General features: G+C 66.1%; 14 protein-coding genes. 8 read left to right on the plus strand and 6 right to left on the minus strand.

Features of this window, described 5'->3' with window-relative positions:
* Positions 1–47: 47 nt before the first annotated feature.
* On the minus strand, positions 48–764 hold the full coding sequence (locus tag AC4PRM_RS00280; RefSeq protein ID WP_492038367.1) for a TVP38/TMEM64 family protein: 717 nt from the start codon (positions 762–764) through the stop codon (positions 48–50).
* Positions 765–1,859, minus strand: coding sequence for a hypothetical protein (locus AC4PRM_RS00285; RefSeq protein WP_492038368.1), 1,095 nt, complete (start codon positions 1,857–1,859; stop codon positions 765–767).
* Between the two features lie 105 nt (positions 1,860–1,964).
* Between AC4PRM_RS00285 and AC4PRM_RS00290 the strand changes: the two genes are divergently transcribed.
* Complete coding sequence (locus AC4PRM_RS00290) at positions 1,965–3,170, plus strand: pyridoxal phosphate-dependent aminotransferase (protein ID WP_492038369.1); 1,206 nt, start codon at positions 1,965–1,967, stop codon at positions 3,168–3,170.
* A gap of 27 nt (positions 3,171–3,197) precedes the next feature.
* Here AC4PRM_RS00290 and AC4PRM_RS00295 read toward each other — a convergent pair whose 3' ends face one another.
* On the minus strand, positions 3,198–3,758 hold the full coding sequence (locus tag AC4PRM_RS00295; RefSeq protein WP_492038370.1) for a GGDEF domain-containing protein: 561 nt from the start codon (positions 3,756–3,758) through the stop codon (positions 3,198–3,200).
* 125 nt (positions 3,759–3,883) lie between these two features.
* On the opposite strand from AC4PRM_RS00295, the gene purE reads away from it, so the two are divergent.
* The 3 genes from purE (at position 3,884) to AC4PRM_RS00310 (ending at position 6,009) form a co-directional block, all read left to right on the plus strand.
* Complete coding sequence (gene purE / locus AC4PRM_RS00300) at positions 3,884–4,375, plus strand: 5-(carboxyamino)imidazole ribonucleotide mutase (RefSeq protein ID WP_492038371.1); 492 nt, start codon at positions 3,884–3,886, stop codon at positions 4,373–4,375.
* 17 nt (positions 4,376–4,392) lie between these two features.
* Positions 4,393–5,472, plus strand: coding sequence for a 5-(carboxyamino)imidazole ribonucleotide synthase (locus tag AC4PRM_RS00305; protein WP_492038813.1), 1,080 nt, complete (start codon positions 4,393–4,395; stop codon positions 5,470–5,472).
* A gap of 117 nt (positions 5,473–5,589) precedes the next feature.
* A complete protein-coding gene (locus tag AC4PRM_RS00310) occupies positions 5,590–6,009 on the plus strand; it encodes an endonuclease domain-containing protein (RefSeq protein WP_492038372.1) in 420 nt (139 codons plus the stop codon).
* A 9-nt stretch (positions 6,010–6,018) separates the two neighbouring features.
* On the opposite strand, the gene AC4PRM_RS00315 is transcribed toward AC4PRM_RS00310, so the two are convergent.
* Positions 6,019–6,696: a COQ9 family protein gene (locus AC4PRM_RS00315; RefSeq protein WP_492038373.1), complete on the minus strand. Its 678-nt coding sequence runs from the start codon at positions 6,694–6,696 to the stop codon at positions 6,019–6,021.
* A gap of 188 nt (positions 6,697–6,884) precedes the next feature.
* Here AC4PRM_RS00315 and rpsU point away from each other — a divergent pair, with 188 nt between their 5' ends.
* Positions 6,885–7,139, plus strand: coding sequence for a 30S ribosomal protein S21 (rpsU, locus tag AC4PRM_RS00320; RefSeq protein WP_373256766.1), 255 nt, complete (start codon positions 6,885–6,887; stop codon positions 7,137–7,139).
* Between the two features lie 219 nt (positions 7,140–7,358).
* Here rpsU and AC4PRM_RS00325 read toward each other — a convergent pair whose 3' ends face one another.
* Positions 7,359–8,747 carry an ABC transporter permease gene (locus tag AC4PRM_RS00325; RefSeq protein ID WP_492038374.1) on the minus strand — a complete coding sequence of 463 codons (1,389 nt, stop codon included), beginning with the start codon at positions 8,745–8,747 and terminating at the stop codon, positions 7,359–7,361.
* Positions 8,744–9,706 (minus strand): ABC transporter ATP-binding protein, encoded by a 963-nt coding sequence (locus AC4PRM_RS00330; protein ID WP_492038375.1) that lies wholly within the window; start codon positions 9,704–9,706, stop codon positions 8,744–8,746. The genes AC4PRM_RS00325 and AC4PRM_RS00330 overlap by 4 nt, the downstream gene beginning before the upstream one ends.
* A gap of 132 nt (positions 9,707–9,838) precedes the next feature.
* Between AC4PRM_RS00330 and AC4PRM_RS00335 the strand changes: the two genes are divergently transcribed.
* The 3 genes from AC4PRM_RS00335 to pstA all read left to right on the plus strand — a co-directional run bounded on the left by AC4PRM_RS00335 (position 9,839) and on the right by pstA (position 14,150).
* Positions 9,839–11,272, plus strand: a complete 1,434-nt coding sequence (locus AC4PRM_RS00335) for an ATP-binding protein (RefSeq protein WP_492038376.1) — start codon at positions 9,839–9,841, stop codon at positions 11,270–11,272.
* 159 nt (positions 11,273–11,431) lie between these two features.
* Positions 11,432–12,862, plus strand: a complete 1,431-nt coding sequence (pstC, locus tag AC4PRM_RS00340; protein WP_492038377.1) for a phosphate ABC transporter permease subunit PstC — start codon at positions 11,432–11,434, stop codon at positions 12,860–12,862.
* Positions 12,855–14,150 (plus strand): phosphate ABC transporter permease PstA, encoded by a 1,296-nt coding sequence (gene pstA / locus AC4PRM_RS00345; RefSeq protein ID WP_492038378.1) that lies wholly within the window; start codon positions 12,855–12,857, stop codon positions 14,148–14,150. Before pstC ends, pstA begins: the two co-directional genes overlap by 8 nt.
* The last annotated feature ends 4 nt before the right edge of the window (positions 14,151–14,154 follow it).

A 14,154-nucleotide genomic window follows, 5' to 3' on the forward strand; every position in this document is an offset into this window, starting at 1 on the left:
CAACGCAGATAGAGGCGCGACCTATCCGTAACAATACCGGTGCCAGATTATTCTCGTTCCGTCGCCCTCTCCCGCCTACGGACCAGCTCGCGGACACCGAGCATGAGGCCCAGCCAGACCACCGCGACGCCCGCAAGAATCAGCGATGTCCAGATGCCGTCGCCGCTGACCGCCGAGACCACCGCCCCGCCGAAGAAGGCCACCAGCACCGTCTTGGGTAGAACGCCCAGGGCACAGCCCGTCAGAAAGCCCCAGAAGTTCGCCCGCGTCGCCCCGAACGCCATGTTGACGACGATGAAGGGGGCCGAGGGCACATTGCGGATCATGAAGCTGGCATAGAAGGCATTGTCGCCGACGAACCGCTTCAGCCGGTCGGTCGTGCGCCCCCCGAACCGCTCCAGCGCCCGCGCCGTCGGCCCGCGGCCCAGCCAGTAGGTCGCGCCCGCCGAAACGACGGTGGCGATCCAGCTGTAGAGGAACCCGAACCACGGCCCGAAGGCGACCACGCAGGCGGCGATCAGCAGGAACTGCGGTACCCCCAGGAAGGCCGACAGGGTGAACACCGCGATGGCGACGAATACGCCCCAAGGGCCAGTGCGGAAGCCGCTCATCCAGGCCTCAAGCTGACTCTCGGCCCCAAGATCCAGCTGGTGCTTGCCGAACAGGAACAGGCCGGTGACGGCCGCCAGCAGCACCGCGGTCGCCAGTAAGGCCCGCCAGCGGGCGGCCTCCATGTTCAGGATGAAGTCGAGGAGGCGGCGCATTTAGCGGGTAGGAACCGGGGCGAATGACTCGACGACCCAGTCGGACAGCATCCATTCGATCAGCGACAGGTCCCAGACCCATGTCTGGCGATAGTCGGCCTGCCATGTGGTCTCATCCACGACGTAGCTGGCCACCCCTTCTGCGATGGCGCGGCGAGAATTGATGCCTTCGAACGCGGTTTGGCGGAAAGTCAGGCTGGACAGTTCGGCGTGCCTGGCGATCAGAAACTCGGCGACATTCTTATCCCGGCTTCTTTCAGTCTTGATCTCCTGACCGGCCCAAACCAGTCGCGGCGAGCCATTGGTGCCCATAGCGGCCTGCCATGCATAGGCGTCGGCCGGATCGGCTCCACGGCGCAGCCCGAACGACGACCGGGCATTACGAAGGTCAGCGGCAGCAAGTCGGTCGCCCTTCAGTCTCAGACATGTATCGAGTTGTGTGATCCGGTTGCGCTGCTGGCCCTCATCCAGCACATCGCATGGAGGAATAGCCTTCACCGCGACGTCGGCGAGATGGAAGGCGAACCGGGTCGTCAGACCGCCACCGCAAGCATCCTCCGTTCGCCTTCGAACAGGCGTGACGCTCCAGCGTTCAGGCCAGGTATTGGCCATTTCAACCGTCTGAACCCAAGAGTGCAGACACATGGCGGGGAGTGCCGTGGGCTGTCCTTCAGCGGTCGCTGTGGCGACCGGTTCCTGCAGCACACGGTCGGCGAACCGGGACTCCGACTGAACATTTTGCCAGATATCTGCGGATACTGGCGCGCTCATGCTGCGTCCCTCCCGGCCGTAGACGACAACCTTGGGTCCTTCTCCCGGACGTCGTTCAAAGGCGACCGCCGGCATGTCGTTGCCATAACCATCAACGAAGAAGGCGCGGTAGGCCTCGACGCCGGCGGCAGACTCATCCTCGATGGAAGCGACGCCGAGCAGGGTGCGCACTCGGGCCTGTTCGTCTGCGGCGCAGCGGTCCGTCAGATTATCGTCGAAACAGTTCGGACGCGCGCGTCGCTCAGCTTCGCATTTGTCCGACCATAGATCGGCGCACGGCTCCTGGCCCGATAGAGCCAGCGACATCATCAGCGCAGCAAGCATGAGTGAACGCCTTTACAGAACATCGTCCTGACCATTTGCACCGGCCCGACCCTGCCCGTAAACAGGCGATGCCCTCCCCGGCTCCCGACATCTCCGAGATTCGCCATGTCCAGCCTGCAGTCGTCCGCCCTTGCCCGCGTCAAGCCGTCCGCCACCCTGGCCGTGACCGCACAGGCACGTGCGCTGAAGGCCGAGGGGCGCGATGTGATCGGCCTGGGAGCCGGAGAGCCGGACTTCGACACGCCGGAGAACATCAAGGCCGCCGCCATTGCCGCCATCCAGCGCGGCGAGACCAAATACACCGACGTCGACGGCCTGCCCGAGCTGAAGGCCGCTGTGGTGGCCAAGTTCGCGCGCGAGAACAGCCTGACCTATACGCCCGCCCAGATCCACGTCGCGCCCGGCGGTAAGGCGGTGCTTTATAATGCCCTGGTCGCAACCCTGTCGCCGGGCGACGAGGTGATCGTGCCGGCGCCCTACTGGGTGAGCTACCCCGACATGGTGCTTCTGGCCGGCGGCGAGCCGGTGGTCGTGGTGGGTCATGAGGCGGATGGCTTCAAGCTGAAGCCCGAGGCGCTCGAAGCCGCCATTACGCCGCGGACCAAATGGCTGATCCTGAACAGCCCGTCGAACCCGACCGGCGCGGCCTATACGCGGGCCGAGCTGGAGGCGCTGGCCGAGGTGCTGCGTCGTCACCCGCAGGTCTGGGTCATGACCGACGACATGTACGAACACCTGATCTATGGCGATTTCGACTACACCACGATCGCCCAGGTCGCGCCGGACCTGTACGACCGGACCCTGACCATCAACGGCGTGTCCAAGGCCTATGCCATGACGGGCTGGCGCATCGGCTATGCGGGCGGGCCCAAGCCGCTGATCGACCTGATGCGCAAGGTGGCGGGGCAGACGACCTCCAACCCCTCCTCCATCAGTCAGTGGGCCGCGGTCGAGGCGCTGAACGGGCCCCAGGACTTCATCGCCGAGCGCGGCAAGGCCTTTGAGATGCGCCGCGATCTGGTGGTGTCGATGCTGAACCAGGCGACGGGCATCCGTTGCCCCAACCCGGAAGGCGCCTTCTATGTCTATCCGTCGATCGAGGGGCTGATCGGCAAGACGACCGAGGCGGGCGTGGTCATCGATGGCGACGAGACCTTCACGACAGAATTGCTGAACGCTGAGGGCGTGGCGGTGGTCCAAGGGACGGCCTTTGGCCTGAGCCCCTATTTCCGCATCAGCTATGCGACGTCGGAGACGGTGCTGGAGGAGGCCTGCGGGCGGATCCAGCGGTTCTGCGCGAGTCTGAAATAGCGCACGAACGAGGTCCGCGCTCCTTTTCTAGCGCCCGCGTTTCCTGACCCACATGGCGGCGTCGGCCTCGGCCAGCCAGACCTCGGCATCCTCGTGATCGACCCAGGCGCGCACGCCAAACGAGCCGCCGAGCGGTGCCCGCGTGCCGTTCCAGTCGAACCCCTCGGCCAGGGCGGCGTTCAGCCTGGCGGCCTTGTCCCGGCCCTCGTCGAGGCCGGCATTGAGCATCAGCAGCGCGAACTCGTCTCCGCCCATCCGCCCGACGGCATCGGCGGCCCGGCTATTGGCCAGCAACAGGTTGGCGACATGGACCAGGGCGGCATCGCCGGCGGCATGCCCAAGGCTGTCGTTGACGCCCTTGAACCCGTCCAGATCCAGATACAGCAGCACCGCCGTAGCCTCGTAGCGCTTGCAATAGGCCATGGTGCGCTCCAGCACGGCCACGAAGCCTCGCCGGTTCAGAGCAGGGGTCAGGACGTCGTGATCGGCGGCGGCTTCGGCGGCCTCGGCGCGCAGGCGCAGGGCCTCGACCTCGGCGCGCAGGCGCTCGATCTCGGCGTGGGGGTCGATGACGGCCGCGTCGGTCAAGGATGAATTCCAGCTCCCCGGTCCGCGCGACTCACCCCGCCCGGCCCGCATGCAGCCTAACGCGGTCGGTTGCGGGCGCAACGTGTGTGCTGTATCGCGCCGCTTTCCGCGAAAGGTCCGACGGCATGGCGAACCAGATAGCTCCTGTAGCGATCATCATGGGCAGTCGCTCGGATTGGCCGACCATGAAACACGCCGCCGACATGCTGGACCGGCTGGGCGTGACTTGGCAGGCCCGCGTCGTCAGCGCCCACCGGACGCCGCAGCGGCTCTATGATTTCGCGACGGGAGCGAAGGCAGCGGGCCACAAGATCATCATAGCGGGTGCCGGTGGCGCAGCCCATCTGCCCGGCATGGCGGCGTCGATGACTGACCTGCCTGTGCTGGGCGTGCCGGTCGAATCCAAGGCGCTGAAGGGCATGGACAGCCTGTTGTCGATCGTCCAGATGCCCGGCGGCGTGCCGGTCGCCACCCTGGCCATCGGCGAGGCCGGGGCCAAGAATGCGGGCATCCTCGCGGTGCAGATCCTGGCACTATCGGATGACGCCCTGGCCGGGCGGCTAACGGCCTTCCGCACCGCCCAGACCGAAGGCGTTCACGAGACGGTCGAGGACTGAGCTTGAGCGCCACGCCTGTGTCATCGAAACCCCTCCCCCCCGGATCGACCCTGGGCATCCTGGGCGGCGGCCAGCTGGGCCGGATGCTCAGCCAGGCGGCGTCGCGGCTGGGCTTCAACGTCGTCATTCTGGATCCGGAGGAGAACAGTCCGGCGGGACGGGTGTCCCAGGGCCAGATCGTCGCCGCCTATGACGATCCCACGGCCCTGCGGGTGCTGGGCCAGACCTGTCAGGCCGTGACCTTCGAGTTCGAAAACGTCCCCGCCGCCTCGGTCGCGCAGATGGCCGAGGGCGGCGCTCTGGTCGCGCCCGGCCCGCGCGCCCTCGCCGTGGCCCAGGACCGGGTCGAGGAAAAGACCTTCCTGAACGGTGTCGGGGCGATAACCGTGGACTTCGCCGTGGTCGATAGTGTTGAGGACCTGATCGCCGGACTGGAGCGGCTGGGCACCCCTGCCCTGCTGAAGACGCGGCGCGAAGGTTATGACGGCAAGGGCCAGATCTGGGTCACCTCCGCCGCCATGGCCGCCGATGCCTGGCATGCGGTCGGCGAACGACCATCGGTGCTGGAAGCAAAGGCCGCCTTCGTACGAGAGCTGTCGGTTATCGCTGCACGGGGCCGCGACGGCCAGATCGCCGTCTATCCGCTGGGTGAGAATATCCATTCGGGCGGGGTGCTGAAGACGACCCTGGCTCCAGCTGTGGTCGATGCGGCGACGCAAGGGCGGGCCGAAGCCATCGCGCGCGCTGTGTTGGAGGGGCTGGATTATGTCGGCGTTCTGGGCGTCGAGCTGTTCGATCTGGGCAACGGCGACCTGCGGGTCAACGAGATCGCGCCGCGCGTGCACAACACCGGCCACTGGACCCAGGACGGCTGCGTCTGCGACCAGTTCGAACAGCATATCCGCGCCATCGCCGGTTGGCCGCTAGGTCCCACGGCGGCGCATGCGCAGGTCGAGATGACCAATCTGCTGGGCGCCGAGGTCGAGCAATGGCGCTCACTGGCCGCCGAGCCGCACGCCCGCCTGCACCTCTATGGCAAGGCGGAAGCCAGGCCGGGCCGCAAGATGGCGCATGTGAACCGGGTGAAGGGGCTCTGACCCTCACCTCCCCATTCGCGAAGGCGAATGGGGAGGACAGGCCGCGTCAGCGGCCAGGAGGGGGCGGCACCAGCTTTTCCAGTTGAGAACAAAGAAAGAACATGCAAGCATCCGTGCATGTCGGACACGTCCACATGTGGTCGCGCCAAGAGCCTGCGCCGACCGATGACGCCGCCGGAGGCGCGGTTATGGACCCGAGTGCGCGGACATTGGCTGCACGGCTTCAAGTTTCGGCGGCAGCATCCGATTGGTCCCTATATCGTCGACTTTTACTGCGCGGCGGCACGGCTAGCGATAGAGGTGGATGGGCGCATTCACGAGCACCCGGATCAATTGCAGCATGACGTGCGGCGGACGCGGTGGCTTGCGAACCAGGGAGTCCGGGTTATCCGGATCGCGACAGTCGATGTGCGCGACGAACTGGATGGCGTTCTGGCGTTTATCGTGAGGGTTGTCAGGGAACGCCTTCCAGCGCCGGAGTCACCCCCTCCACCACGCTTCGCGCGGTCCCCCTCCCCATCTGCGATGGGGAGGTGAGCGGTTCCGCTATTCCGCTTTCGCCCCATACCGCATCTGGCTGAGCACATCCGTCAGCTTGCGCAACGGCGCGTCGAAGTCCTTGCCGGCTTTCCATTTTTCGAAAGCCATGACGTTGTCGATGCGGCGTGAGACGAAGGCGTCGGCGGCGTCGCGGCCGTCGAACCAGCGCATCGTCATGGCGGGGATGAGGATGCCGGACAGGATGGTCCGCTTGGAATAGTGGTTCCAGTCGGTGGCGGTGTCGCCAGCCCAGCGCCACAGATGGTCGGCGCTCTCCCAGGCCAGTTTCAGCCCCAGGTCGGCATTGGTCGGCAGGGCCAGAAAGGCGGCGCAGCGGCGGGTGGCCTCAAGGTCCTGCGCCCCGGCCTCCAGCCGGGCGGAGACGGCGCGGGCGATTCGCTCGCGGATTTTCAGCGAGGCGACGTCCAGTTCGGCCAGTGTCGCCAGCGCCCTGTCGTCGTGGCGACGTGACAGCAGGGCCGCCAGATCACGCGCGCCGTTGGGCAGCAGCAGTTCCTCATCCCCCAGTGACAGGCCGTTGTCGTCACAGGCTGCGCGGACCATGCGGCTGTTCCAGCCCATGACGGGGGCCCGCACGATGGCGGCATCCAGCACCGCCTGCTCCATGCGGTCGCCCCAATCCGCTTCCGGGGCTTCGTTTGACAGGTGTGGCACATCGGTCATCTGAGCAGCATAAGCCCGTAATCGGTGGGTTTCGAGCCTTCAGATTAGGGCGCGACGATCTGGACAGGGCCGGTCGGCTCGTGTATCAGCCCGCCTTCACTCGCGAGCCCTCAGGTTCGGAGCGCGATTTTTATTTGTTCGCCCGTCTCCCTCACAGGACGCGGCGGGCGGCCAAAGGAGAGTTCAACCTGGTACAGATTTTCGTTCGCGATAATAACGTCGATCAAGCGCTGAAAGCCCTCAAGAAGAAGATGCAGCGTGAAGGCAGCTTCCGTGAAATGAAGCGCCACGTGCATTTCGAGAAGCCCTCGGAAAAGCGCGCCCGGCAGAAGGCCGAGGCCGTTCGTCGCGCCCGCAAGCTGGCCCGCAAGCGCATGCAGCGCGAAGGCCTGCTGCCGCCTCCGAAGCCCCGCGTGCCGGGCCCGGGTGCTGCCCGCGGTTAAGCGCAGACAGCGCGACACAGAATTCAAAGGCCGCCTCGGGAAACCGGGGCGGCCTTTTTTGTTGTCTCCTCCCTGTCGCGCAGCGATGGGGAGGTGGCGCAGCGCGCCTTCGCGCCGTGACGGAGGGGCGAAGGCATACACCAGCTCTCCCGGCGGCCCCTCCACCGCTTCGCGGTCCCTCTTCCCATTGCCAAGAGGCGACGGGGAGGAGACGATGACCTACCGCCCTCCGCCGCGGATCGCGCCGGCGAAGCTCTTGAAGCTGAGTTTCACGTCGGACAGGGCACCGGCGCGGAAGGCACGTCCCGCAACCCAGATCATCAGGGCGGCGAAGGCGAACATGCCGACCATGGTGCCGACGATCTCGATCATCGGGGGGTCGGAGGGAGCCCGCGCGCTCATCAGGAAGGGCGTGAAGAAGGGAACCCAGGACAGGATCTGGACCACCGGTGCGTCCGGATTGCGCAGGGCCATCTGCATGACCACGATCGGCACGACCAGCACCATCATGATGGGACCCATCAGGGTCTGGGCATCACGCGGCGTCTCGCAGAAGGCCCCGATGGCTGCGAACAGCACCGCATACATCAGATAGCCGCCAACCATGTAGAGCAGGAAGTAGAAGACCAGCCCGCCGTCCATCAGGGCCGAGCCCACATCCCGCGCCAGATCGGGACTGCCGATGACCAGGCCAGCTCCGCCGAGGATGCCCCAGAAGGCCAGGACGGTCAGCGTCAGGAGCGCCACGCCCAGCACCTTGCCCGTCATGATTTCGGTCGAGGAGGCCGACGACAACAGCACCTCCAGAATCTTGTTCGCCTTCTCCTCCATCACGCTGTTCAACAGGATGGAGGCCCCGGTGATGATCAGGGACCACAGCAGGAAGCCGGCGGCCAGACCGATGAACACGGGGATCTGATCGCGCATGGAGACCTCGGCTCCGCTAGCGGATCGAGGCGAGAAGACGGTCACGTTCGGCTTGAAGTCGTCGGTCGCCGTAACGACAGCCGCGTCGATCCCGGCGGCGGCAAAGGCCTCGCGCCGGTTGGCGGACTTCAGGGCGTCCTCGATGGCGTCGGAGACGGTGTCGTCCGTGGCCGAGGCACTCCAGACGCGGGCGGTCGGCTGTCCGTCCGTGCGCGTCAGAAAGACCACCGCGTCGAGATGGGGCGTCTTGTCTGACTCATCATCCAGATACTGGCGGACAAGCGCCTCCTGGGCAGCACCCGGTGCGGCAGCCGCCAGATCGGCGGGTGTAGCCACAAGGTTGAGATTGTTCCGCGTCGCCGAGGCGATGGCGCTTTCGGCTGCGCCAGGCGGCAAGGGCTGGCCCTTGGTCGCCTCGGCGACAGCAGCCTGGGCACGCGCAGCACTGCGCTCGGCGTCGCCGGCCAGGGCGTCGCGCACCATGGCGGCCAGACCAGTGGCCTCGCGCCCATCCTCGATCAGGGCCACGGCCTGGGGCGGAGACTCCGACGAGGCGGTCAGATAGCCGATCCCGCCGCCGATGACGCCGAACAACGGCAGGGCCAGCAGCGACAGCCAGAAGCCGACGGTCTTGGCATAGGCGGCGTATTCACGCCGCGCGATCAGCAGAATGCGGTTCATCGGCCGGCCTCCACACCGGTGACTTTGACGGACTGGTCCTGATCGGGATGATCCCCGGTCAGGCCGATGAAGGCGTCATGCAGGCTGGGCTCCTTCAGCTCGAACCGGCGCACGTCCAGCCCGTCCAGAAAAGCCGCCTTCAGCGCCTCCTGTCCCGGAGCGGTACCGCTCAGCGAGGCTTTCAGTACCCGCACTCCCTGCGTTTCCGACACGATCTCGACGCCGCTGACACCCGGCAGGGTGGCTGCCTGAGCCGCATCAATGGCCCCTTCAAGTTCAAGGAACCGCGGTGAGGTCGCGCGCGCCTCGGTCACCGTGCCCTCGAACGCCTTACGACCGCGGGCCAGCAGCACGACCTTGTCGCACAGGCGCTCGGCATGCTGCATGACGTGGGTCGAGAACAGGACCGTCGCTCCATCCTCGGCCAGGCCTCGAATAACAGCTTCCAGCCCCTGCTGGTTGACCGGATCCAGACCGCTGAACGGCTCGTCCAGGATCACGAACTCGGGACGGTGCACGACCGAGGCGATCAATTGAACCTTCTGGGCCATCCCCTTGGACAGCTCCTTCATCTTCTTGCGGCTGGAGGCTCCGAGACCCTGCGCCTCCAGCATCTCCTTGGCCCGCTTGCGGCCCTCGGCCAGCGGCACGCCCTTCAGCGAGCCAAAGAAGGCGATGGCGTCGATGGGGGTCATCTTCTTGTAGAGACCGCGCTCCTCCGGCAGGAAGCCGATCCGGTCGCGCACCTTGCGCCCGTCGTCGGCCCCCAGGATCTCGATGCGGCCGGCGCTGGACGACTGAAGCCCCAGGATCATGCGGATGGTCGAGGTCTTGCCCGCACCATTGGGGCCCAGAAAGCCGCATATGGTGCCCTTGCCGACCTGAAAGCTCAGATCGCGCACCGCCTGGAAATCGCCGTAGCGTTTGCTCACGCCCTCAAGCGTCAATGCCGCCGTCATGGTCCAACCCCGTTGTCACTGTCGAAGGGACCATAAGGGATGTAAAGGACAGTTTACAAGGCGATCCACAGTTCACTGTCATGAATTCCGTGTCATGTTCGCGCATAAGATGCCCGCCCATCGGACTCCTGCATGCCCTACGAAGCCTCCCCCTCCCCTGTCGCCCCGCAATCCGGTTCACGCCTTTGGACCGTCGGTGCCAGCGCGGGCATTTCCGTCGCGGTACTGCTGGTGCTGGCGGTGTTTCAACCCGAAATGGCCGTCTGGCTGATCGGGGCAGCCCTGGCTATCGCCCTGATGACCTGGACGGTACATCGCCAGCCCGCGCCAACCACGGCAGATGCTCCGTACACGGAGAACTCCATAGAATTGGTTGAGGTGGCGGACCCGTTATTGCTGGATGGCGTGTTCGAGGGCCTCGCTGATCCGGTCATGGTGGTCGCGGGCGGCGAGGCCGACGACATCGCCGGGCGGCGGATCATCCTGGCTAATGCAGCGGCGCGAGAGTTGCTGCGCGTACCGCGCGAGGGGGCGTTGCTGGTGTCGGCCTTGCGTGATCCGGGGGTACTGGAAGCGGTGGACGAAGCGCTGTTCGGCGGGGTGGTACGAACTACCGACTATGGCGGCACCGGGGCCCAGACCCGGCACTGGCGCGCCATCACCCGCCCCTTGCCCGCCGCCGAGGGCGGGTCGCTGGCCCTGCTGGTCCTGCGTGACGAAACCGATGTGCGCCGCATGGAGCTGATGCGGGTCGACTTTCTGGCCAATGCCAGCCACGAATTGAAGACGCCGCTGGCCTCGCTGAGCGGCTTCATCGAAACGCTGAAGGGGCACGCCCGCGACGACCCCAAGGCGCGCGACAAGTTTCTGGACATCATGGCTACGCAGGCCGACCGGATGAGCCGCCTGGTCGCCGACCTGCTGTCGCTCAGCCGGATCGAGCTCAACGAGCACATTCCACCGTCGGGACGCGTCGATCTCGCTCGCGCGGCCGCCGACGTGGTGGACGCTGTCAGCATCCTGTCGGCCGACCGCAGGGTGGCGATTCAGCTGGATGCCGACGACATCACCGCCCCGGTCAACGGCGATCGGGACGAGATTCTGCAGGTCGTCCAGAACCTGGTCGACAACGCCATCAAATATTCCGCTCCGGGCGACACCATTCAGATCGTCATCCGCCCCGACATGACGCTGGACCAGGCCTCTGCGCCCTGGTCGGGCGGCAACCGTGGGGCAGGCGCGACACGCCTCCCGCTCGTCACGCCGGATCGGGAAAGCGGCCTGCGCTATGCTGCCGTGACGGTTCAGGATCACGGCCCGGGTCTCGCGCGGGAGCACCTGCCTCGCCTGACCGAGCGCTTCTATCGCGTCGAGGGTCAGAAAAGCGGCGAGCGTGCGGGGACCGGCCTGGGCCTGGCCATCGTCAAACACATCGTCAACCGGCACCGCGGGGGTCTGACGGTGGAGAGCGAACCGGGCCATGGAGCAACGTTCACGGCGTATTTTCCCGTGTCCGAAAAGCGCGTGGCCGCTACCCCGGACGCGGTCCGCGAAACAGCGGCTTAGGTGTCAGATCGCTACCCTGTGACAGTGCAGTCACAGCCAAGCTGGACGACGTAACAGAACTGTCACGCAGACGTCTTAATCCGCTGACCATTCCGGGGCAGGTTCCGCGCCGGACGAACCGGTCGACCGGCGTGGTCCGATTCCCTTTTCCGGACGTCCATGACCTGGCTATTCCTGCCCTTTCTGATCGCTATCGTGGTCGCCGCCTATCTGGCGGCGCGTCGACTGGCGCGTAAGCGCGGTAAGGGACAGAACCCCCATTCGCGTCCCGGCCAACATGGGGCCTATGCCCTGATCTGGACGGCGGTACCGGCGCTGGTCGTCCTGCTGGGCGTGGCCGTCTTTTCGACCCCGATGGAGCGATCGCTGACCCTGGCTGGCGCGCCCGAGGCCGTGCAGGAACTGGAGCCCTTCCGGCGAGAGGCCTTCTTTGCCGATGCCCGCAATGTCGGAGCCGGCAAGCCGACTGCGCAGATCTGGCCCGCGCCCTACGCCGAACTGCTGCCCGTCGAGGGCCAGCGCGCCAAGCGAATTGGCCAGACCATCGGACTGGGCGGCGGCGTCGGGGCCCTGCTGGCGGCGCTGCTGGGCGGGCTTTTCGTCTTCAGCCAGATCCGTCCGGCCATGCGAGCGCGCAACCGCGTCGAGGGCTGGATCGTCGGGGCGCTGTTCGTCTGTTCGGCCGTCGCGGTTCTGACCACCATCGGCATCATCGGATCGCTGCTGTACGACTCGGTGCGGTTCTTCTCCGAAATCCCGATCGCCAACTTCCTGTTCGGCACCCAGTGGAGCCCGCAGACGGCCATTCGCGCCGACCAGGTCGGCTCGACCGGCGCGTTCGGGGCCCTGCCCCTGTTCGCAGGCACCTTCCTGATCATGCTGATCGCCATGGCCGTGGCCGCGCCCGTCGGCCTGTTCTCGGCCATCTATCTGTCGGAATACGCGGGCCCGCGCTTCCGGGCGATGATCAAGCCGGTGCTGGAGATTCTGGCGGGCGTGCCGACCGTGGTCTACGGCTTCTTCGCCGCCCTGACGGTGGGTCCGGCCTTCCGCGCCTTTTTCAACGATCTGGGAGCCATGCTGGTCGGGGGACCGCTGGACGGGCTGGGGCAGTATCTGATGCTGGTGCAGAACCAGATGGCGCTCGTGGCGGGCATGGTCATGGGCATCATGCTGATCCCCTTCGTCAGCTCGCTGTCCGACGACATCATCAATGCCGTGCCGCAATCCCTGCGCGACGGCAGCTATGCGATGGGGGCGACCAAATCCGAGACGGTCAAGCGCGTGCTTCTACCCGCCGCCCTGCCCGGCGTCGCGGGGGCCATGCTGCTGGCCATGTCGCGAGCGATCGGCGAGACCATGATCGTGACCATGGCGGCGGGCCTGGCCGCCAATCTGACCCTCAATCCGCTCGATACGGTGACGACCGTGACCGTCCAGATCGTGACCCTGCTGACCGGCGATCAGGAGTTCAACAGCGCCAAGACCCTGTCGGCCTTCGGCCTGGGCCTGACCCTGTTCCTGGTGACCCTGATGCTGAACATCGTCGCCCAGCGCATCGTCCAGAAATACCGGCAGCAGTATGACTGACGCGACCACTACCCCCGCGGACACCTCCGCCCGTACAGACCGCCTGCGCGCAGGCCTGAAGCGCCGCTATGCGCGCGAGGGCCGGTTCAAGCTCTATGGCCTGTTGGCCATCGGCGTGGCCGTTGGCTTCCTGCTGCTGCTGCTGGGCCGGATCATCGAGCAGGGGCATACGGCCTTCTATGCCCACACCCTGACGACGCCAGTCTATATGGACCCCGCACGGGTCGATCGCGCCTATCCGCAAGGCACCAACTTCGAACTGCTGGTCGCCGAGCAGCAGTTGGCGCGGTTCGGCATCACCGACGATGCGGCCGGTACCAAGGCGCTGGCCATGCGCAGCCTGTTCTCGTCCGAGCTGAAGTTCGTGGCCGCCGAGCGCGTGACCAGCAATCCGAACGTCATCGGCCAGACCCTGCCCATCGCCGCGCCCCTGTCGGACGATGCGGACCTGTATTTCAAGGACGAGATCAGCCGCGACACGCCGCAGGATCAGCGCCGCCTGACGGATGAGCAGATCGACTGGCTGGACCGGATGGAGGCCTCGGGCAACGTCTCGTCGCACTTCAACACCGGCCTGTTCACCAAGGGTGACTCGACCGAGCCGGAGCTGGCGGGCGTGCTGGGGGCCATCGTCGGCTCGGCCTTGATGCTGATGATCACGGCCGTCATCGCCATTCCGCTGGGTGTCGGCGCGGCGGTCTATCTGGAAGAATTCGCGCCTCGCGGACGGCTGACGGACCTGATCGAGGTCAACATCAACAATCTGGCCGCCGTGCCGTCGATCATCTACGGCCTGCTGGGTCTGACCCTGTTCATCAACTGGATGCACCTGCCTCGCGCCAGCCCGCTGGTCGGGGGTCTGGTCCTGGCCCTGATGGCCCTGCCGACCATCATCATCGCCACCCGCTCGTCGCTGAAGGCCGTGCCGCCGTCGATCCGCGAGGCGGCCCTGGCCATGGGCGCGTCCAGGACCCAGACGGTATTCCAGCACACCCTGCCCCTGGCCATGCCCGGCGTCATGACCGGCTCGATCATCTCCATGGCTCATGCCCTGGGTGAGACCGCCCCCCTCCTGCTGATCGGCATGGTCAGTTTCATTCCTGGCATTCCGACCAGCCTGATCGAGCCGACGGGTGCCCTGCCCTCGCTGGTCTATATCTGGGAGAACGCATCGGAACGCGCCTTCCACGAACGGACGGCTGCGGCCATCCTGGTCCTCCTCACCTTCATGATTATCATGAATGCCGCCGCAATCATTCTGCGTCGGCGCTTTGAACGCCGGTGGTAGTGTT

This window comes from Brevundimonas sp. DW-iso22 (assembly GCF_058725425.1).

Coding starts and splice junctions, on each gene's coding strand:
- AC4PRM_RS00280 (WP_492038367.1), bottom strand. CDS start 764: ATGCGCCGCCTCCTCGACTTCATCCTGAACATGGAGGCCGCCCGCTGG.
- AC4PRM_RS00285 (WP_492038368.1), bottom strand. CDS start 1,859: ATGCTTGCTGCGCTGATGATGTCGCTGGCTCTATCGGGCCAGGAGCCG.
- AC4PRM_RS00290 (WP_492038369.1), top strand. CDS start 1,965: ATGTCCAGCCTGCAGTCGTCCGCCCTTGCCCGCGTCAAGCCGTCCGCC.
- purE (WP_492038371.1), top strand. CDS start 3,884: ATGGCGAACCAGATAGCTCCTGTAGCGATCATCATGGGCAGTCGCTCG.
- AC4PRM_RS00310 (WP_492038372.1), top strand. CDS start 5,590: ATGTCGGACACGTCCACATGTGGTCGCGCCAAGAGCCTGCGCCGACCG.
- AC4PRM_RS00315 (WP_492038373.1), bottom strand. CDS start 6,696: ATGACCGATGTGCCACACCTGTCAAACGAAGCCCCGGAAGCGGATTGG.
- AC4PRM_RS00325 (WP_492038374.1), bottom strand. CDS start 8,747: ATGAACCGCATTCTGCTGATCGCGCGGCGTGAATACGCCGCCTATGCC.
- AC4PRM_RS00330 (WP_492038375.1), bottom strand. CDS start 9,706: ATGACGGCGGCATTGACGCTTGAGGGCGTGAGCAAACGCTACGGCGAT.
- AC4PRM_RS00335 (WP_492038376.1), top strand. CDS start 9,839: ATGCCCTACGAAGCCTCCCCCTCCCCTGTCGCCCCGCAATCCGGTTCA.
- pstC (WP_492038377.1), top strand. CDS start 11,432: ATGACCTGGCTATTCCTGCCCTTTCTGATCGCTATCGTGGTCGCCGCC.
- pstA (WP_492038378.1), top strand. CDS start 12,855: ATGACTGACGCGACCACTACCCCCGCGGACACCTCCGCCCGTACAGAC.